The sequence below is a fragment of the Streptomyces sp. NPDC006655 genome (genome assembly GCF_040703965.1).
Classification (GTDB): Bacteria; Actinomycetota; Actinomycetes; order Streptomycetales; family Streptomycetaceae; genus Streptomyces.
Genome location: NZ_JBEYJU010000085.1, coordinates 1 through 19779, shown reverse-complemented (window position 1 = coordinate 19779; position 19779 = coordinate 1). Strand labels below are relative to the sequence as shown.

The following is a 19779-nucleotide window of genomic DNA, read 5'->3' as shown; positions in this document are numbered from 1 at the left end:
AGCCGGAAGTGCCGCCCGGACTGCCTGTGACAGTGCCGTTCCGGCCGTCGTGGCGCGGTTAGCGTTCTTGTACCGATCGATGATCGCCGTCGCAGCACCGCGCACGCAGCTCGCACGCTTCCCACCCCTTTCCCGGACGTCCGCCCGCGTCTGCCCGCAACCGCCGAAGCAGGGCGACCGGGACGGGGGCGTTCCGCGGCAGGCCCCCGGGCCGGCCATGGAACGCCCCGGTCCCCCGGTCCTCGCCCGTCCGTCACCGCCCCTCATGGAGACTTCCGTGACACCAGCAGATTCCGGACACTTCCTCGACAAGTTCCTCCGGCAAGCAGCAGCCACCCCCGACCGCCCCGCGGCAGAGCTCGGCGACCGGCACCTCACGTACGCCGAACTCGGCGCCCGCGCCCGCGCCCTGGCCGCCCGGCTGCGCTCCCTCGGCGTGGGCCCCGGGGCGACGGTCGGCGTGTTCCTGGAGCCGTCCCTCGACCTCGTGGCCTCGGTCCTCGCCGTCGCCCACGTCGGCGCCGCCTGGCTGCCGCTGGACCCCTCGTACCCGGCCGACCGGCTGTCGTACATGATCAGCGACTCGGGTGCCGCGCTGGTGATCGCCGACGCGGACGCGCCCGAGTGGCTGCGCTCCCTCGGCGTGCCGCTCGCGGACCCCGCCGACGACACCGCGCCGGCCGAGTCCCTCCCGCTGCCCCGGCTGCGCCCGGAGTCCGCGGCCTACGTCATCTACACCTCCGGTTCCACCGGCCGCCCCAAGGGCGTGACGCTCACCCAGCGCGGGCTCGCCAACCTGGCCGACGCCCAGCGCTCCACGTTCACCGTCGGTCCGGGCCACCGGGTCCTCCAGTTCGCCTCGCCCAGCTTCGACGCGTCCGTCTTCGAGCTGGCCATGGCGCTGTGCTCGGGCGCCACCCTGGTCCTGCCGCCGCGCCGCGACGTCCTGTACGGGCCCGGCCTCGGCGACTTCCTCGCCGACGCCCGGATCACCCACATCACCCTGCCGCCGAGCGTGCTCGCGATGGTGCCGGAGCGGGAACTGCCGCACCTGGAGACGATCGTGTGCGCCGGTGAGGCGCTCCCCCAGCAGCTGGTCGACCGGTGGGCGCCGGGCCGGGCCATGTTCAACGCGTACGGCCCGACCGAGACCACCGTGTGGGCCTCGGTGTCCCGGACCGTGCCGGGCGGCGGCAAGCCGGTCATCGGCCGGGCCATCGACGGCGTGCGCCTCTACGTCCTGGACGAGTCGCTGCGCCCGGTGGCGCCCGGCGAGCCCGGTGAACTGGTCATCGGCGGCGCGGGGGTGGCCCGCGGCTACATCGGCCGGGCGGACCTGACCACCGACCGTTTCGTGCCGGACCCGGACTCCCCCGGCGAGCGGGCCTACCGCACCGGCGACCTGGTACGGATGACGCCCGACGGCGAGCTGGACTTCCTCGGCCGCATCGACCAGCAGGTCAAGCTGAACGGCTTCCGCATCGAGCCCGACGAGATCGCCGCCGTGCTGCGCGAACACCCCGCCGTCCAGGATGTCGCGGTGGTCGTCGGCCGGGTCGGCGACGAGGACCGGCTGGTGGCCTACGCCGTGGCGCCGTCGGCGCAGCCGCTGGAGCTTCGCGAGTTCGCCGCCGGCCGGCTGCCGCACTTCATGGTGCCGTCGGTCGTGCTGATCGACCGGCTGCCGCTGCTGCCCAACGGCAAGCTGGACCGGGCCGCCCTGCCCGCCCTGGACCGCGCGTCGCTGGGGCTGGGCGGCGACGGGGCCGAGGCCCGCACCGAGACCGAGCGCCGACTGGCGGAGCTCGCCGCCGAGTTCCTCGGCATCGACGAGGTCGGTGTCGACGACGACTTCTTCCTGCTGGGTGGCCACTCGCTGCTCGCCGGGCGCCTCGCGGCGCGGGTCCGTTCGGAGTTCGGCACCGAGCTGCCGATATCGAGCATCTACCAGGAGCGCACGGTGGCCCGGATGGCCGCCGAGCTGGACCGGCTGGGCCGCAGCGCGCCGCCGCTGCCGCCGGTGGTCCGGGTGCCTCGGGACCGTCCGCTGCCGCTGTCCTTCCCCCAGGAGCGGATCTGGTTCCTGGAGCAGCTCTCCCCCGGCAACCTCGCCTACAACGCCCAGGCCACCATTCGGCTGCGCGGCCCGCTCGACGCCGAGGCGCTGGGCGCCACGATCACCGAGGTGGTCCGCCGCCACGAGATCTTCCGTACGGCCTTCTCCACGGTCGACGGCGCGCCGATGCAGGAGGTCCGTCCGCCGATGACGGTCCGGCTGCCCGTGGTCGACCTCCAGGACGTGCCGGAGGCGGACCGGGAGCGCCGTACCGAGGAGGTCGTACGGGACACCATCCGCCGTCCCTTCGAGCTCACCGACCCGCCGCTGGCCCGCTGGCTGCTGATCCGGCACGCGGCCGACGACCACACCCTCGTCCAGGTGGAGCACCACTTCGTGCACGACGGCTGGTCGTTCGGCGTGCTCCTGGACGAGATCCGGGCGATCTACCCCGAGCTGGCGGCCGGCCGCCCGTCACCGCTGCCCGAACCGCCCATCCAGTACGCCGACTTCGCCGCCTGGCAGCGCTCCTGGATGCGCGACGACGTGCTGGACCGTCACCTGGAGTACTGGAAGAAGCACTTGGAGGACGCCCCGCTCGTCCTGGATCTGCCGACGGACCGGCCGCGGCCCCGCGTCCCGTCCTTCCACGGCGCGGCCCTGCGGATCGAGCTGCCGGCCGAACTCAGCCGTGCGCTGCGGGAGTCCAGCGAGCGCTCCGGGGTGACGCTGTACGCCTCGATGCTGTCGGGCTTCGCGGCCCTGCTGAGCCGCTACTCGGGCCAGAGCGACCTGGTGGTCGGCTCAGGTGTCGCGAACCGCAGGCTCGCGGAGACCGAACGCATGCTGGGCATGGTGGTGAACACCCTGCCGCTGCGGCTGGACACCTCGGGCTCCCCGGGCTTCGAGGTCCTGCGACGCCGCGTCAACGACGTGCTGATGGAGACCTCGGACTGGCAGGACGTGCCGCTGGACCGGCTGGTGGAGGCCGTGGCCCCGCCGCGGGTGCCGTCCATCAACCCGCTGTTCCAGGTGATGTTCAGCTTCCACAACGCCATCGTCCCGGACCTGGAGTTCGGGGGTGTGCGGGGCACCGTCCTGGAGCGGCACAACGGCTCGTCCAAGATGGACATGAACATCGTGGTGGTGCCGCGGGCCCAGCAGCGGGCCGGCCGTGAGGACCACCCGGACCGCGACCGGATCACCCTGATCTGGGAGTACGCCTCGTCGCTGTTCGACGAGGACACCATCCGACGGATGGTGGACCACTACATCACCCTGCTGCGGTCGGCGGTCGCCGACCCGGAGCGGCCGATGGACCGCATCGGGCTGGAGTCCGGCGCCGCGGAACGCGAACTGCCGCCGCTCGGCGGCGGGCTGGGCGAACGCGTCGAGTACCCCGGCGGTCTGCTGACGGATCTGGTGGACGCGGTGGCGGCGGCGACCCCGCACGCGCCGGCGGTCACCGACTCCGACAGCACCCTCTCCTACGCCGAACTCACCGGCCGCGCCAACCACCTGGCCGCCCGGCTCCGCGAGGCCGGAGTCGTCGCCGACACCCCCGTCGGCCTCTGGATGGACCGCTCCGCCGAGATGGCCGTCACCCTCCTGGCCATCCTCAAGGCGGGCGGCGCGTTCCTGCCGCTCGACCCGGACCTGCCGGTGGGCCGGGTGGTGACCCTGCTGACGGACGCGGGCGCCCCGCTGATCTGTGTGGACGGGCAGCGCGCCGAGTCGCTGGCGGCCGGTGCGGCCGGGGCGCTCACGGTGCTGGCCTGCGGGCCGGGAACGCTCACCGGCTCCTCGCCCACGGCGGTGGACAACGGTGTCACCGGGGACAACCTGATCTCGGTGTACTACACCTCCGGGTCGACCGGCACACCCAAGGGCGTCGCCTCCACCCACGCCGGCTGGACCAACCGCATGCAGTGGATGCAGGCCCACTACCCCCTCACCCCCGGCGACACCGTCCTGCACAAAACCGTCCTCAGCTTCGACGACTCCGCCGTCGAGATCTTCTGGCCCCTCATCGCCGGCGCCACCGTCGTCATGCTCCCCCCGGGCCTGCACCGCGACCCCCGCGCCATCGCCGACTGGACCAGCGACCACCACATCGCCGCCCTCCACTTCGTCCCCTCCATGCTCACCCTCTTCCTCGACGAGCTCACCCCCACCCGACAACCCCTCACCCACCTCCGCCACGTCATCTCCAGCGGCGAAGCCCTCCGCCCCGACCTCGTCGCCAAGTTCCACGACCGACTCGCCCACACCCCCGCCCGCCTCCACAACCAATGGGGCGCCACCGAGGTCTCCATCGACTCCACCAGCCACACCTGTGTCCCGGAGGACGAGTGGGCCGGTGACGTGTCCCTCGGCGAGGCGATCGCCAACAACCAGGTGGTGATCCTGGACGAGCACCTCAACCCGGTGCCCGACGGTGTCCCCGGGGAGCTGTACCTGGGCGGCGTGGGCCTGGCCCGCGGCTACCTCGGCGACGCCCGCAAGACGGCCGCGGCCTTCGTCCCGCACCCGTACGCGGACGGCGAGCGGCTGTACCGTACCGGCGACCGGGGCGTGCGGCGACCGGACGGCAGGCTGTCGTTCCTCGGGCGCGTGGACAGCCAGGTCAAGATCCGCGGCATCCGCATCGAACCCGCCGAGATCGAGCACACCCTGCGCCGCCACCCCGGCGTCAACGACGCCGTCGTCACCAAATGGGAACCCGTCCCCGGCGACCAGCGCCTCGCCGCCTACATCACCGTCGAGCACGCCGGTCCCGAGGACGAGCTGCCGGCCGGGCTCACCACGCACCTCAGCGATCTGCTGCCCCTCTACATGATCCCCTCCAGCATCACCGTGCTGGACCGCATCCCCGTCAACGCCAACGGCAAGACGGACTACCGGGCGCTGCCCCGGCCGCGCTTCGAGGCGGACGCGGTCGCGGTGCGGCCGGCCACCGAGGCCGAGCAGCTCATCGACGGCATCTGGTCGGAGGTGCTGGACCGCACCGACCTGGACATCCACGCCAACTTCTTCGCCCTGGGCGGGCATTCGCTGCTCGCCACGAGGATCGTCTCCCGGCTGCGTTCGGTGCTGTCCGTGGACGTCCCGCTGGCGCTGATCTTCGACAACCCGACGATCCACACCATGGCCACCGCCCTGGAGAACCTGCTGCTGGACGCGGTCGGTGACCCGGAGACGGACCAGGCCGGGGACGCGACTGCCGAGAGGACCCGCTCATGACCACGAGCAGGACACCCCAGGCGGACCCGCGGGAGGCGCGGCGCGCGCAGGTCAGGTCGCTGCTCCAGGGCGCCCGTGCCGCCCGGCGCGCCGACGCGGCGGCGACGGCCATTCCGGTGGCCGGACCGGACGCGCGGGTGGCGTCGTACTCGCAGGAGCGGATGTGGCTTCTGGAGCAGATGATGCCGGGTTACAACACGTCCACCGTGATCCGGGTCCGGGGCGCGCTCGACACCGAGGTGCTGGCCCGGAGCTTCACGGTGGTGGCCGGCCGGCACGAGGTGCTGCGAACGGTCTTCGACGAGCGGGACGGTGCCCCCGTCCCCCGGGTGCTGCCGGCCGCGCCGGTCCCGGTGCAGGTCCACGACGTCGTCGGGGACAGCGCCGGTGAACGGTACGCGGCGGGCGTGGAGTTCGCCCGTTCGCTGATGCGCGAGCCGTTCTCGCTGGCCACCGGCCCCGTCTTCCGGGTCGCGGTGGTGCGGCTGGCCGAGGACGACGCGCTGCTGGTGCTGGTGGTCCACCACATCGCGATCGACGGCACGTCGATGCGGGTGCTGTGGTCGGAGCTGTCCCGGGCCTACACGGCCCTGGCGGCCGGCCGCGAGCCGGAACTGCCGCCTCTGCCCCTCCAGTACGGGGACTACGCGGCGTGGAGCCGGGACCACCAGACGCCGGAGCGGCTGGGGCACCAGCTGGAGTTCTGGCGGCAGCGGCTGGCCGGCGCGAGCACCGACGAACTGCCGACGGACCGGCCCCGGCCGGCCGTGCGCACCGGGAACGGCGCCCAGTTCTCGTTCACCGTGGACGGCGAGCTGGGGGCGGCGGTCAACCGCTTCTCACGGGAGCACAACGCGACCGCGTTCATGACGCTGACGGCCGCGTTCAGCGTGGTCCTCGCCCGGCACTCGGCGACCCGGGACGTCACCCTGGGCACGCCGATCGCCGGCCGGGTGCGTCCCGAACTCGACGAGTTGATCGGCTACTTCGTCAACACGCTGCTGATCCGCACCGAGCTGGCCGACGACCCGTCGTTCGAGGAGCTGCTGGCCCGCACCCGGGCGAACACCCTCTCCTCCTACGAGCATCAGGAACTCCCCTTCGAAGCCCTGCTGGAGGAGCTCCAGCCGGAGCGGGACCCGAGCCGCAACCCGCTGTTCCAGGTGCTGTTCGCGCTGGGCGACGAGGAGACCGACGACCTGGTCCTGCCCGGTCTGGCGACCGAGCGGGTGGAACTGGTCGACGGCAAGTCGCGGTTCGACCTGAGCGTGGCCCTCACGCGCTCCGGCGACGCGTTCTCCGGGATCGCCTACTACGAATCGGACCTGTTCGAGCCGGCCACGATCAGCCGGCTGATGCGGCACTTCGTCACGTTCCTGCGCAACGCGCTGGCCGAGCCGGGCCGTCCGGTCTCCGGTGTCGGCATGGTCGACGCGGCCGAACGCGAGCGGCTGCTCGCCACGGGGCTGGGCGAGGCCACGGTGTTCCCGGAGGGTCTGCTGACGGATCTGGTGGACGCGGTGGCGGCGGCGACCCCGCACGCGCCGGCGGTCACCGACTCCGAGAACACCCTCTCCTACGCCGAACTCACCGGCCGCGCCAACCACCTGGCCGCCCGGCTCCGCGAGGCCGGAGTCGTCGCCGACACCCCCGTCGGCCTCTGGATGGACCGCTCCGCCGAGATGGCCGTCACCCTCCTGGCCATCCTCAAGGCGGGCGGGGCCTTCGTCCCGCTCGACCCGGACCTGCCCCTCGGCCGCGCCGTCCAGGTGCTCACCGACGCGGGCGCCCCGGTGGCCTGCGCGGACGCCGAGCGGGCAGCCCTGCTCACCGGGGCCCGCGACGGGGCCGGTGCCGGGTGCGCGGTGCTGGACTGCGGGCCGGGAACGCTCACCGGGTCGTCCCCGGCCGCCCCCGGCAGCGGGGTCACCGGGGACAACCTGATCTCGGTGTACTACACCTCCGGGTCGACCGGCACGCCCAAGGGCGTCGCCTCCACCCACGCCGGCTGGACCAACCGCATGCAATGGATGCAGGCCCAGTACCCCCTCACCCCCGGCGACACCGTCCTGCACAAAACCGTCCTCAGCTTCGACGACTCCGCCGTCGAGATCTTCTGGCCCCTCATCGCCGGCGCCACCGTCGTCATGCTCCCCCCCGGCCTCCACCGCGACCCCCGCGCTATCGCCGACTGGACCAGCGACCACCACATCGCCGCCCTCCACTTCGTCCCCTCCATGCTCACCCTCTTCCTCGACGAGCTCACCCCCACCCGACAACCCCTCACCCACCTCCGCCACGTCATCTCCAGCGGCGAAGCCCTCCGCCCCGACCTCGTCGCCACATTCCACGACCGACTCGCCCACACCCCCGCCCGCCTCCACAACCAATGGGGCGCCACCGAAGTCTCCATCGACTCCACCAGCCACACCTGCACCACCGACGACCACGACGCGGACGTCCCGCTGGGGCGTGCCATCGCCAACAACGAGGTGCTGCTGCTGGACGAGCACCTCGACCCCGTCCCGGACGGCATCCCCGGGGAGCTGTACCTGGCCGGCGTGGGCCTGGCCCGCGGCTACCTGGGTGACGCCCGCAAGACCGCCGCGGCCTTCCTGCCGCACCCCCGGGTGCCCGGCACCCGGCTGTACCGCACGGGTGACCGGGGCATCCGGCGCGCCGACGGCTCCCTGGTCTTCCTGGGGCGCGTGGACAGCCAGGTCAAGATCCGCGGCATCCGCATCGAACCCGCCGAGATCGAACACACCCTGCGCCGCCACCCCGGCGTCCGCGACGCCGTCGTCAGCACATGGGAACCCGTCCCCGGCGACCAGCGCCTCGCCGCCTACATCACCGCCGAACACACCGGCCCCGAGGACGAACTGCTCGCCGGGCTCACCACCCACCTCAGCGACCTGCTGCCCCTCTACATGATCCCCTCCAGCATCACCGTGCTCGACCGCATCCCCGTCAACGCCAACGGCAAGACCGACCACCGGGCGCTGCCCGAACCGAAGGCCGCCGCCGAGGAGACGGCCACCCGGGCGAGTGGGGCGGCCGAGGAACTGGTCGCGGGGATCTGGTCGGAGGTGCTGGGCCGGCCGGAGCTGGACGTTGACGCCAACTTCTTCGCCCTGGGCGGGCATTCGCTGCTCGCCACCCGGATCGTCTCCCGGCTGCGGACCGCTCTGTCCCCCGACATCCCACTCGCGCTGATCTTCGACAACCCCACCATCCGCACCATGGCGGAAGCGGTCGGACACCTGCTGCCCGCGTCCGGTACCGCCGACGGGAGGACATCCCGATGACGACAAGTCCGATCGTGGAACGCGCGGTGGAGACCGCGCGGCGCGGGACCGGCTCCGGTCCCGCCGTGGACGCGCCGCTGTCGGCGGCGCAACGACGGGTGTGGCTCCTGGAGCACCTCCGTCCGGAACTCGTCGAGTACAACATGGCGCAGGTCTTCGAACTGGCCGGGCTGCTCGACGTGGACGCCCTGGCCGCCGCCCTGCGGCTGGTCGTGGAGCGGCACACCATCCTGCGCTCCCGGGTGGTGGAGGACGCCGTCGGCGGACCGCGGCTGCGGGTGGGACCGGCGTCGGCGGTACGGCTCCAGCGCACCGACCTGCGCTATCTGGCGGTCGGCCCGGCGTACGAGGAGGCGTACCGGATGCGGGACGCGGACATCAGCGGCCGGTTCGACCTCGCAAACGGCCCCTGGCTGCGCGCCCGGCTGACCGAACTCCCCGACCAGCGCTATCTGTTCACGGTGGTCGTGCACCACATCGCCGTGGACGCGGCGTCCATGCAGATCCTCTGGCAGGAACTCTCCCAGGCCTACGCGGCGTTCACCGCGGGCGGCCGTCCGGAGCTGCCCGAGCTGCCGATCCAGTACGAGGACTACGCGGACCTGGCGGCCCGGCAGCTGGAGACGCCCGAGGCGGCCGCCGAGGTCGAGTTCTGGAAGCGGACCATGGCCGGGGCGACCCCGACCGAACTGCGCGGCGACCGGCCCCGGCCCGCGGTGCGCGGCGGCGCGGGCGCCCGGGTCTCGCACGTGATCGACCCGGCCGTCGCCGACGGGGTGCGGGAACTCGCCCAGAAGTACCACGTGTCGCCGTTCATGGTGCTGTTCGCGGCGTTCGCCGCGCTGGTGTCGCGGCACTCCGGCAGCCGGGACGTGACCGTGGGCGTGCCGATGTCCGGCCGTACGCTCCAGGAGACCGAGGGCCTGATCGGGTTCTTCGTCAACACGGTGCTGCTCCGCACCGACCTGGACGGCAACCCGACCTTCGCCGAGCTGCTGTCCCGGGTCCGGGCCACCACCCTGGAGGCGTACGAGCACCAGGGCGTGCCGTTCGACGTGCTGGTGGACGAACTGCGGCCGGAGCGCGACCTGAGCCGCAACCCGCTGTTCCAGCTGCTGTTCAACCTGGTCGAGGAGCAGACCTCGCAGCTGCGGCTGCCCCGGGTGTCGGCCAGGTCGCTGCCGGTCGAGACGGACACCGCCCGCTTCGACCTGGACGTGACCGTGGTGACCCGGGGCCGGCGCATGGAGGTGCTGATCTCCTACGCGACCGAGCTGTTCGAGGCCGACACCGTCGCCCGGTTCGCCGAGCACTACCGGCGGATCCTGGCGCACGCGGTGCGGCGGCCCGAGACCCGGATCGGCGACCTCGATCTGCTGGCGCCCGAGGAGGAGCGGCTGCTGCTCTCGGACTGGAACGACACCGCCGGCCCCGAGTCGCCGCTGCTCGTGCCGGACCTGGTGGACCGGCAGGCCGCCCGGACCCCGGACGCGGTCGCCGTGGAGGGACCCGGCGGCGAGCGGCTCACCTACGCCGAACTGGTGCGGCGGGCCTCGGCGCTGGCCGCCGTGCTGCGCGCGGAGGGCGCCGGCCAGGACGCCCCGGTGGGCGTGCTGGTCGAGCGGTCCCCGGACCTGCTGGTGGCGCTGCTGGCGGTGCTCAAGTCCGGCGCGGCCTATCTGCCCCTGGAGTCCGACTATCCGCCGGAGCGGCTGGCGTACGTGCTGGCCGACAGCGGGGCCCGGCTGCTGCTGGGCCGCCCGGAGCTGGTGGCCCGGCTGGACCCGGCCCCGGACGTGCGGCTCGTCGACGTGGGCGGGGCCCCGCGGGTGCCCGCGGAGAGCGGGCCGGCGGCGCCGCTCGGCCCGGACGACCTGGCGTACGTGATCTACACCTCCGGTTCGACCGGCCGCCCCAAGGGCGTGATGGTCCCGCACCGCGGTCTGGTGAACTTCGTCGCGGACATCGGCGCCACCCTCGGCCTGTCCGGTGACGACGTGCTGTGCGCGGTGACCACGGTGGCGTTCGACGCGTCGGTGCTGGAGCTGTTCGTGCCGCTCGTCCACGGCGCCCGGGTGGTGCTGGTGGACCGGGAGACGTCCGCGGACGGCGCGGCCCTGGCCCGGATCGTGGCGGAGTCGGGGACGACGGTCATGGCGGCGACGCCGGCCACCTGGCACCTGCTGCTGCTCAGCGGCTGGCAGGGCGGCGACCTCCAGGCGGTCTCCGGCGGCGAGGCGCTCTCGGCGCAGCTCGCCCAGGAGTTGGCGCCGCGGGTGTCGAGGCTGTGGAACGTGTACGGCCCCACCGAGACCAGCGTCTACTCGACCGTGCAGCTGATCGCGCCCCCGGGGCCCGGGGAGCCGGTGTCGATCGGTCTGCCGATCGCCAACACCACGGTGCACGTGGTGGACGACCGGATGCGGCTGGTGCCGATCGGCGCCGTCGGCGAACTGGTCATCGGCGGCGCGGGCGTCACCCGCGGCTACGCCGGGCGGCCCGCCCTCACGGCGGAGCGGTTCGTGCCGGACCCGTTCGGGGCCGGCGGCCGGCTCTACCGCACCGGTGACCTGGCCCGCAGGCGGCCCGACGGCAGGCTGGAGTACATCGGCCGCGAGGACACCCAGGTCAAGATCCGCGGCCACCGCATCGAACTCGGCGAGATCGAGTCGGTCCTCCAGCGGTACCCCTCGGTGGAACGGGCCGCGGTGATCACGGCGGGCGAGGACATGGCCCGGCGGATCGTCGGCTACGTCTCCTGGCGGGACGAGCCCGACGAGCCCGGACTCCGCGCCCACCTGCGGGAGCACCTGCCGCAGTACATGGTCCCGGCCGTGCTGGTCGGCCTGGAGCGGATGCCGCTGACGCCGAACGGCAAGGTGGACCGCAAGCAGCTGCCCGAACCGGCCGCCGAGGCGGGCGCCGAGCCGGTCGCGCCCCGCGACTCGCTGGAGCTGCGGGTCACCTCGATCTGCGAGCGGGTCCTCGGCCGGTCCCCGGTGGGCGTGCGGGACGACTTCTTCGCCGCCGGCGGCAACTCGCTCAGCGCCTTCGAACTGGTCGAGGCGGTACGGCGGGAACTCGGTGTGAGCGTGCCGCTCAGCACCTTCTTCCGGTCGCCCACCATCGAGGCGCTGTGCGGCGCGCTCCCCGGGCTGTCCGCGGTCTCCGAGCGGCTGCTGGTCCCGCTGTCGACGGCCTCGCCCGCCACCCGCTCGCCGCTGTTCCTGGTCCATCCGCACGGCGGCGGCGTCAGCTCCTACATGGGCCTGGCGCGGGAGCTGGAGGGCGCGGTCGACCTGTACGGCGTCGAGGCGGTCGGCTACAACACGGACGCGGCGCCGCTGCGCACCGTCGAGGAGATCGCCGAGCGCTATCTCGCCGAGATGGCGGAGCGGGCCCCCGAGGGGCCGGTGCTGCTGGGCGGCTGGTCGTTCGGCGGGGTGGTGGCGTTCGAGATGGCGGTGCGGCTGGAGCGGGCGGGCCGCGAGGTCGGCGCGCTGGTGCTGCTGGACTCGCCGGTGCCGGGCTCGGCGGACCTCGTCGGCGACGAGGACGTGCTGTCCCGGTTCGGGGCCGACGCCGGGCTGTCGTCCGACGAGATGGACGACCTCGACGACAACGCGCTCATCGCCGCCCTGGTCCGCCAGTCGCACCAGAACGGCCGGCTGCCCGACCGGATCGAGTCGACGGCCGTGCGCCGCATGGTCGAGGTCGCCCGCGCCAACGGGGAGGCCGCCGGCCGCTACCGGCCCGGCGCGGTCGTCCACGCAGACGTCCACCTGCTCACCGTCTCCGAGTCCCACCCGACCCTCAAGAGCCCCGACGTCGACCCGGCGGCCTGGCAGGCGCTGACCCGCGGCCTGGTCCGCACCGTCCCGGTGCCGGGCAACCACCACGACATGGTGCACCCTCCGCACGTCGCCGAACTGGCCGCGCGGATCGCCGAGATCGTCGGCCCGCACCAGACCGCCGGCCGCCCCGCCGGTTTCCCGGTCCCCGCCGCCCGCGCGGCTGAGCGCGTGACCTCCATTACCCGAACGTCCGAGGAGGCGTAGGTGAAGATCGGCGTGCAGAGCCAGGGCGTGCTGTCCGCACAGGACACGCACGGCCAGGCACAGAGGGGGCTGGAGCCCCCGCACCTGGAGCACGGCGTGCTCATGGGCACCGGAACCGCCCCCAGCCACCACGGTGAACTGCTCCAGGGGGTGTTCGAGGACGACGGCAGGCTCCGCCGCGGCCTGGTGACGCTGCCCTGCCCGCTGTTCGCCAGCAACGCGACGGTGCGGCTGAGCCGTTGGGAGCCGGAGCTGACGGTCACCCCGTCGTGGAAGACGAAGGCCCTCGCCGCCGCCCGCACCACCCTGGAGGTGCTCGGCATGGGCGCCTACGGCGGAGAGCTGGAGCTGCGGGGCGACGTCGCGGTCGGCCGCGGCCTCGGCTCGTCGACCAGCGACGTGACCGCGGCGATCCTGGCGGTGCTGGCCGCGGTCGGCCGCAACCTCGCGCCGGAGCGGATCGCCCGGATCGCGGTGGCCGCCGAGGCGGCCACCGATCCCCTGATCTACTTCGACCGGATGCTGCTGTTCGCGCACCGCGAGGGCGCGGTCATCGAGGACTTCCACCGGCCGGTGCCACCGCTCGCGGTGGTGGGCTTCGCCACGACGGAGCAGGAGGTGGACACCCTGGCGCTGCCGCGGGCGCGGTACAACGCCTGGGAGATCGAGTGCTTCCGCGCGCTGCGCGGCCTCATGCGCCGGGCCGTGGCCCGGGGTGACCACCGGGAACTCGGCCGGATCTCCACCGCGAGCGCGCGGATCAACCAGCGGTTCCTGCCGGTGCCCCGCTTCGACCGGTTGCTGGAGATCGCCGAGGAGACCGAGGCGCTGGGCGTGCAGGTGGCCCACAGCGGCACGGTCGCCGGCCTCCTCTTCGCACCCCAGCGGCCGGGACTGGAGCAGCGCACCGCGCTGGCCGCCCGCCGGCTCGCGGAACTGCGCATCACCGACCATTGGCGCTACACAGCCGGGAGCGAGACTCATGTCCCGTACGCACACCAGTCGTAGGGCCTTCAGGAGCGTGGTCGACGGCCACGTCCTGCCCAAGGTCATCCAGATCGGGCCCAACGTGTACGGGGCCGCCTTCCATCTGATGAAGCTGCTGCCCGCCCAGTTCATCCTCACCAGTGCCATCGAGACCGGCGAGCTCGACGAGGGCACCACGGTCGTGGAGACCACGTCCGGCACCTTCGGGCTCGGGCTGGCGATGGTGTGCCGGCTCAAGGGCATTCCGCTGGTCCTCGTCGGGGACCCGGCGATCGAACCGCCGCTGCGCCGCCGGCTGGAGGCGCTCGGCGCCCGGGTGAGCATCGTCTCGGGTCCCGAACTGCGCACCCGCGGGGTGCAGCAGGCCCGCCTGGACCGGGTGGCCCGCATCCAGGCCCGGCTCGGCTCCTACTACACCCCCGGCCAGTACGACAATCCGCTGAACCCGGTGTCGTACGGCGCGGTCGCCGAACTCCTGCTGGAGAGCATGGGCACGTTCGACGCGCTGGTCTGCCCGGTCGGTTCGGGCGGTTCGTCGTCCGGGATCGGCTCGTTCCTGCGGGCGCTGAACCCGCAGCTGAAGCTGATCGGCGTGGACACCCCGGGCAGCGTGCTGTTCGGCGCCCCCGCCGGGCCCCGGCAGCTGCGCGGTCTCGGCAACGGCCTGGTGCCGCCGGTCCTGGAGCACACGCTGTTCGACGAGGTCCACTGGCTGGACGCGGGGACCGCGTTCACCGCGACCCGGCGGCTGCACGCGGAGCACGCCCTCTACATGGGGCCGACCAGCGGCGCCGCGCACCACGTGGCGAGCTGGTACGCCGAACAGCACCCGGAACTGCGGGTGATGGCGCTCTTCCCGGACGAGGGTCACCGCTACACCAACACCGTGCACAACGACGCCTGGCTGCGCCGCAACGGCTTCCTGACCCCGCCGCCCCCGGCGCCGCGCACCCTGGACCATCCCGTCCAGGCCGCCGGCAGCTGGTCCCGGTACGCCTGGCAGCGACGCACCCGCGACGAGGTCGTCGCTCTCGCGGAAGGAGCGACCGTATGACCCGGGACGTGTTCGTCCTCGTCGAGAGCAACACCACCGGTACGGGCCGGCTGTTCCCCGCGGCGGCCCGCGCGCTCGGCCTGCACCCGGTGCTGCTGGCCGCCGACCCGTCCCGGTACGCGTCGGTCGGCGGCGCCGAGGTGGTCCGCACCGACACCGACAGCGTGCCGGCGGTGGTCGACGCCTGCCGCCGGCCGGCCGTCGGGCGGCGCGTCGTGGGCGTCGCCACCAGCTCCGACTACTACGTGGAGACCGCCGCGGCTGCGGCCGTCGCGCTCGGCCTGCCGGCCAACTCCCCCGCCGACCTGGCCGCGGTCCGCGACAAGGGCACGCAGCGGGCCCGGCTCGCCGCGGCCGGAGTGCGGGTGCCGCGGTACACGGTGGCCGGCACGGTCGAGGAGGTCCTGGCCGCGGCGGCGGGGACCGGCTACCCGGTGGTCGTCAAGCCGGTCACCGGCAGCGGCAGCCTCGGCGTGCGGCTGTGCGCGGACCCGCAGCAGGCGGCCGGGCACGCCCGCGCCCTGCTGTCCCGCGGGTCCGACGAGCGCGGCCGGCCGGTGCCGCGCCGGGTCACGGTCGAGGAGTTCGTGAGCGGCCCGGAGTACTCGGCCGAGGTCCTCGACGGCACCGTGGCCGGGATCACCGCCAAGCACCTCGGCGCACCGCCCCTGTTCGTCGAGACCGGGCACGACTTCCCCGCCGCCCTGGCCCCGGCCGCGCGGGAGGCGATCACCGAGGCGGCCGAGGCGGCCGTACGGGCGCTCGGCATCGCCCTCGGCCCGGCCCACGTGGAGCTGCGGCTCGGCCCGGCGGGTCCGGTCCTGATCGAGGTCAACCCGCGGCTGGCGGGCGGCTGGATCCCCCGGCTGGTACGGGAGGCGACCGGCGCCGACCTGATCCTGGGCACGGTCGCCGCGTTCGCCGGACTTCCGTCCCCGGTGGCCGTGACCGCGGCCCAGGGCGCGGCGATCCGGTTCGTGGTCCCGGCCGAGAGCGGCCGGCTGCGCGGCGTCGACGGGGTGGCACGGGCCTGCGCCGTTCCCGGTGTGGTCGACGTGGAGACCTACCGGGAGCCGGGCGCGGAGATCACCGTGGGCGGCGACTTCCGCGACCGGATCGGACACGTGCTGGCCCGGGGCGCGACCGCCGCCGAGGCGGCCGCGGCCGCCGAGGAGGGCGTGGGCCGCATCACCCCGTCCCTGGCGGCCCGTCAGGAGGTGCCGGCATGACGGACTCCGGCCGCCTGCGCAGCGCCGCGTCGCCCGAGATCCGCCGCATGCTCCTGGAGCGGCGGGACCCACCGCGGCCCGCCTGGAAGACCGAGCTCGACCGGATCACCCACGTCGACCTCGCCCACGTCGTGATGCTCGCCGAGCGCCGCATCGTCGGCGCCGAGACCGCCTCCACCCTGCTCGCGGCCATCACCGCACTGCGCGAGCAGGACTACCGGGCCCTGGAGACCGTGCCCGCCCCGCGCGGCCTCTACCTGGCCTACGAGTCCCACCTGATCGAGACCCTCGGCGACGAGACCGGCGGTGTCCTGCAGACCGGCCGTTCCCGCAACGACCTCGGCGTCACCTGCCTCCAGCTGGCCCTGCGCGAACCGTACCGGCGGCTGTCGGAGGAGCTGGCCGAGCTGGGCCGGGTGCTGCTGGAACGCGCCCACGAGCACCGCGAGGTGCTGATGCCCGCCTACACCCACTTCCAGGCGGCCGTGCCGATCACCTACGGCCACTACCTCCTCGGGCTGGCGCAGGCCTTCGAGCGGGACGCCCGGGCCCTGGCCCAGGCCGGCGAGCTGCTGGAGCGGTGCCCGCTGGGCGCCGGGTCGATCGGCGGGACGACCGTGCCGATCAACCCGGGGCGCACGGCCGAACTCCTCGGTTTCGGCGAGGCGGTGCGCAACTCGGTGGATGCCATCGCCAGCCGGGACACCGCGCTGCGGCTGCTGTCGACGGCCGTGGTCCTCGGCGTCACCCTCGACCGGGCCGCCCTCGACCTGCTGATGTGGTCGAGCGCGGAGTTCGGGCTGGTGACGATCCCCGACGGGCTGGTCGGGTCGAGTTCGATGATGCCGCAGAAGCGCAACGCGTTCGTGCTGGAGCACGTGCAGGGCAAGTCGGCCGCCGCCCTCGGCGGGCTGACGGCCGCGGTGAGCGCGATGCGGGGTACTCCGTTCACCAATTCCATCGCGGTCGGCACCGAGGCGATGACCCATGTGATGCCGGCGCTGGACGCGACGATCGACGCGGTGAAGATCCTGCGGATGGCCTACGACGGGGCCCGGCCGGTGCCCCGGGCCATGGCGGACCGGTCGACGGCGGGGCTGACCCACGCGACCGCGACCGCGGAGTGGCTGGTGCGCCAGGGCGTGCCGTTCCGGCGGGCCCACCACCAGGTCGGAGAGGCCGCGCTCGCCGTCGTGGAGGGGCGGGCCGGCTCGCTCGGCACGGCCCTGGAGGCGAACGGCCACCTGCCGGCCGGCGACTGCGCCGACCTGCGGCCGGAGAGCGTGTGGTGGGCGGCGGAGTTCGGCGGCGGCCCCGGCCCGGCCTCGTTCCGCCGCTGCCACGAACCGCTCATCCAGAGCTGGGAGGACCACCGCGCCCGGTTGGCCAAGCAGACCGCCCGCTGGCGCGACGCCGACGAGCGCCTGCGGGACGCCATGGCCCTGGTGCACGGCAGGACGCGGGGGACCGCCGCGGCCGCCGGCCCCGATTCCGAGGAGGACATCCATGACGAACACTGACCGCGGCGCCGCCCCGGCGCACGTCGTCGAACTGCGCAGCGACACGTTCACCCTGCCCACGCCCCGCATGCTGGCGGAGATGACCAGGGCGCCGCTCGGCGACGACGTCTACGGCGAGGACCCCACCGTCCGTGAACTGGAGGAGCTGGCCGCCGGGCTGCTGGGCATGGAGGACGCCTGCTTCATGCCCAGCGGCACCATGGGCAACCTGGCGGCCCTGCTGGCCCATTGCCCGCGCGGCACCAAGGCCCTCGCGGGCGCCGAGTCCGACATCTACGTCTACGAGGCCGGCGGCGCCTCCTACTGCGGCGGGGTGATCGTCGAGCCGGTGGCCAACCGGGCCGACGGCACCATGGCGCTCGCCGACATCGAGGCCGCCTTCCCGGAGGACCCCGAGGACCCGCAGTTCGCGCTGCCCGCCCTGCTGTGCGTGGAGAACCCGCAGAACCGCTGCGGCGGGCGGGTGCTGCCGCTGGAGTACCTGGCGGAGGTCCGGGCGCTGGCCCGCTCCCGCGGGGTGGCGGTCCACCTGGACGGGGCCCGCCTCTTCAACGCCGCGCTCGTCCTCGGCGTGCCGGTGCGCGTCATCGCCGGTTACGCGGACTCGGTGCAGTTCTGCCTGTCGAAGGGGCTGTCCGCGCCGGTCGGCTCGATGGTCGCGGGCGGTGCCGAGTTCATCCGGTCGGTGCGGCGCATCCGCAAGATGCTCGGCGGCGGCATGCGGCAGGCCGGGGTGCTGGCCGCGGCCGGGCTGGTCGCGCTGCGGGAGATGACGCTACGGCTCGGCGACGACCACGCCACGGCGCGCCGGCTGGCCGAGGGGCTGGCCGCGCTGCCCGGGGTGGTGGTGGAGCCGGTCGAGACCAACATGGTCTTCTTCCGGGTCGACGCCCCCGGTCTGACCCAGGCCCGGTTCATGGAGCGGGCCTGGGAGGAGGGCGTACGCCTCGCCGAGCTGGGTCGCGGCCGGATCCGGGCCGTCACCCACGCGGGGGTGGACGACGCCGACGTCGACCGCGCCCTGGCGGTCTTCCGGCAGCTCCTGCTGCCGCAGCCCGCCGCCGTCTGACCCTTGCCTCATCCGCACCACAGCGACCACTACCCGCACCACAGCAACCACCCGCACCACCGCTCCACCTGTTCGAACCACCTCCCTGAAACAGCTTCACCACACGATCGGAGAACCGTCATGCAGCAGAGCTCCCAGCAGTGGCTCGTCGTCGTCAACGACGAGGAGCAGTACTCGGTCTGGGCCGCCGACCGGGACATCCCGCAGGGCTGGCGCGCGGTCGGCGTCAGCGGTCCGAAGGAGGACTGCCTCGACCACATCGAGCGCGTCTGGACCGACATGCGCCCGCTGAGCCTGCGCTCCGCCACCGCCGCCTGACAGCGGACCCGGGGGTGCCGGCGGAACGGGTCCGCCGGCACCCCCGTCCCGCACCCGACCACCAGGACAGGGCACACGCCCGGAAAGGACTTCGCGGATGACCGTGGCCCAGCCGCTCACGCCCCGCACGGCAGACGCGTGGGGGCAGCTCCTGCTCGACTGCCACACCGCGGGGCTGCCGCGGGACGCCTATTTCGAGATCTGTGAACGCGACGACGGATACATCAGCGGCTACGACGCGGTGGGCTTCTTCGCGGGCCCGGACGCCTGGCCCGCGCTGGACCGCTGGGCCTTCTCCCGGTTCCGCGGCCGGGTCCTGGACATCGGGGTCGGGGCCGGCCGGTTCGCGGTTCCCTTCCAGGACCGCGGCGGCGAGATCGTGGGCCTCGACGTGTCGGCCGACGCGCTCGACGTGTGCCGACGCCGCGGACTGGCGGAGACGTTCCTCGGCACCGTCGACGACCTGCCGGAGAGTGCCCGCTTCGACACCTTCCTGCTGCTGGGCCGCAACCTCGGCCTGCTGGAGAGCCGCGAGCGCGCCCCGCGGCTGCTCGGCGCGCTGGCCCGGCTGGCGCGGCCCGGGGCCCGGATCGTCGGGACCGGGATGGACCCCTACCTGCTCGACGGGGCGCAGCACGCCGAGTACCTCGCGGCGAACCGGCGGCAGGGCCGGATGAGCGGCCAGATGCGGCTGCGGCTGCGGCACCGACTGCTGGTGACGGACTGGTTCGACTACCTGTTCACCTCGCTGCCGGAGCTCGAAGCGCTGGCCGAGGGCACCGGCTGGGAGCTGGCCGAGGCCGAACGGCACGGCCCGGACTACGGTGTCGTCCTCACCCTGGCCTGACGCGGTGCCGACCAGCGGTCACGGACCATGTTGTAGAGGGTGTCCCGGGTGAGGCTGCTGGTGGCGGAGAGGACCTGCTGGTACTGCGCC

The 19779-nt window shown here is 73.7% G+C and carries 10 protein-coding genes; all 10 read left to right on the top strand.

Going from position 1 to position 19779, the window contains the following annotated elements; genetic code table 11:
- The first annotated feature begins 277 nt into the window (after positions 1-277).
- The 10 genes from AB0958_RS34440 (at position 278) to AB0958_RS34395 (ending at position 19689) form a co-directional block, all read left to right on the top strand.
- Complete coding sequence (locus tag AB0958_RS34440) at positions 278-5299, top strand: amino acid adenylation domain-containing protein (RefSeq protein ID WP_366894397.1); 5022 nt, start codon at positions 278-280, stop codon at positions 5297-5299.
- Complete coding sequence (locus AB0958_RS34435; protein ID WP_366894396.1) at positions 5296-8607, top strand: amino acid adenylation domain-containing protein; 3312 nt, start codon at positions 5296-5298, stop codon at positions 8605-8607. Before AB0958_RS34440 ends, AB0958_RS34435 begins: the two co-directional genes overlap by 4 nt.
- Positions 8604-12665, top strand: coding sequence for an amino acid adenylation domain-containing protein (locus AB0958_RS34430; RefSeq protein WP_366894394.1), 4062 nt, complete (start codon positions 8604-8606; stop codon positions 12663-12665). The genes AB0958_RS34435 and AB0958_RS34430 overlap by 4 nt, the downstream gene beginning before the upstream one ends.
- On the top strand, positions 12666-13673 hold the full coding sequence (locus tag AB0958_RS34425; RefSeq protein WP_366894393.1) for a GHMP kinase: 1008 nt from the start codon (positions 12666-12668) through the stop codon (positions 13671-13673).
- Entirely contained in the window at positions 13648-14706 is a 1059-nt protein-coding gene (locus tag AB0958_RS34420) for a pyridoxal-phosphate dependent enzyme (protein WP_366894392.1), read from the top strand. The genes AB0958_RS34425 and AB0958_RS34420 overlap by 26 nt, the downstream gene beginning before the upstream one ends.
- The gene (locus tag AB0958_RS34415; protein WP_366894391.1) at positions 14703-15935 is read left to right on the top strand and encodes an ATP-grasp domain-containing protein; all 1233 of its coding nucleotides are present in this window, start codon (positions 14703-14705) and stop codon (positions 15933-15935) included. Before AB0958_RS34420 ends, AB0958_RS34415 begins: the two co-directional genes overlap by 4 nt.
- A complete protein-coding gene (gene argH, locus AB0958_RS34410) occupies positions 15932-17455 on the top strand; it encodes an argininosuccinate lyase (protein WP_366894390.1) in 1524 nt (507 codons plus the stop codon). Before AB0958_RS34415 ends, argH begins: the two co-directional genes overlap by 4 nt.
- Positions 17442-18524, top strand: a complete 1083-nt coding sequence (locus AB0958_RS34405) for a GntG family PLP-dependent aldolase (protein ID WP_366894389.1) — start codon at positions 17442-17444, stop codon at positions 18522-18524. Before argH ends, AB0958_RS34405 begins: the two co-directional genes overlap by 14 nt.
- A 120-nt stretch (positions 18525-18644) precedes the next feature.
- A complete protein-coding gene (locus AB0958_RS34400) occupies positions 18645-18842 on the top strand; it encodes an MbtH family NRPS accessory protein (RefSeq protein WP_366894388.1) in 198 nt (65 codons plus the stop codon).
- A 97-nt stretch (positions 18843-18939) separates the two neighbouring features.
- On the top strand, positions 18940-19689 hold the full coding sequence (locus tag AB0958_RS34395; protein ID WP_366894387.1) for a class I SAM-dependent methyltransferase: 750 nt from the start codon (positions 18940-18942) through the stop codon (positions 19687-19689).
- Positions 19690-19779: the final 90 nt, after the last annotated feature.

Bases quoted from the DNA above. Each gene is read 5' to 3' on its own strand.
- AB0958_RS34435 (WP_366894396.1), top strand. From the start codon at position 5,296: ATGACCACGAGCAGGACACCCCAGGCGGACCCGCGGGAGGCGCGGCGC.
- AB0958_RS34430 (WP_366894394.1), top strand. From the start codon at position 8,604: ATGACGACAAGTCCGATCGTGGAACGCGCGGTGGAGACCGCGCGGCGC.
- AB0958_RS34420 (WP_366894392.1), top strand. From the start codon at position 13,648: ATGTCCCGTACGCACACCAGTCGTAGGGCCTTCAGGAGCGTGGTCGAC.
- AB0958_RS34415 (WP_366894391.1), top strand. From the start codon at position 14,703: ATGACCCGGGACGTGTTCGTCCTCGTCGAGAGCAACACCACCGGTACG.
- argH (WP_366894390.1), top strand. From the start codon at position 15,932: ATGACGGACTCCGGCCGCCTGCGCAGCGCCGCGTCGCCCGAGATCCGC.
- AB0958_RS34405 (WP_366894389.1), top strand. From the start codon at position 17,442: ATGACGAACACTGACCGCGGCGCCGCCCCGGCGCACGTCGTCGAACTG.
- AB0958_RS34400 (WP_366894388.1), top strand. From the start codon at position 18,645: ATGCAGCAGAGCTCCCAGCAGTGGCTCGTCGTCGTCAACGACGAGGAG.
- AB0958_RS34395 (WP_366894387.1), top strand. From the start codon at position 18,940: ATGACCGTGGCCCAGCCGCTCACGCCCCGCACGGCAGACGCGTGGGGG.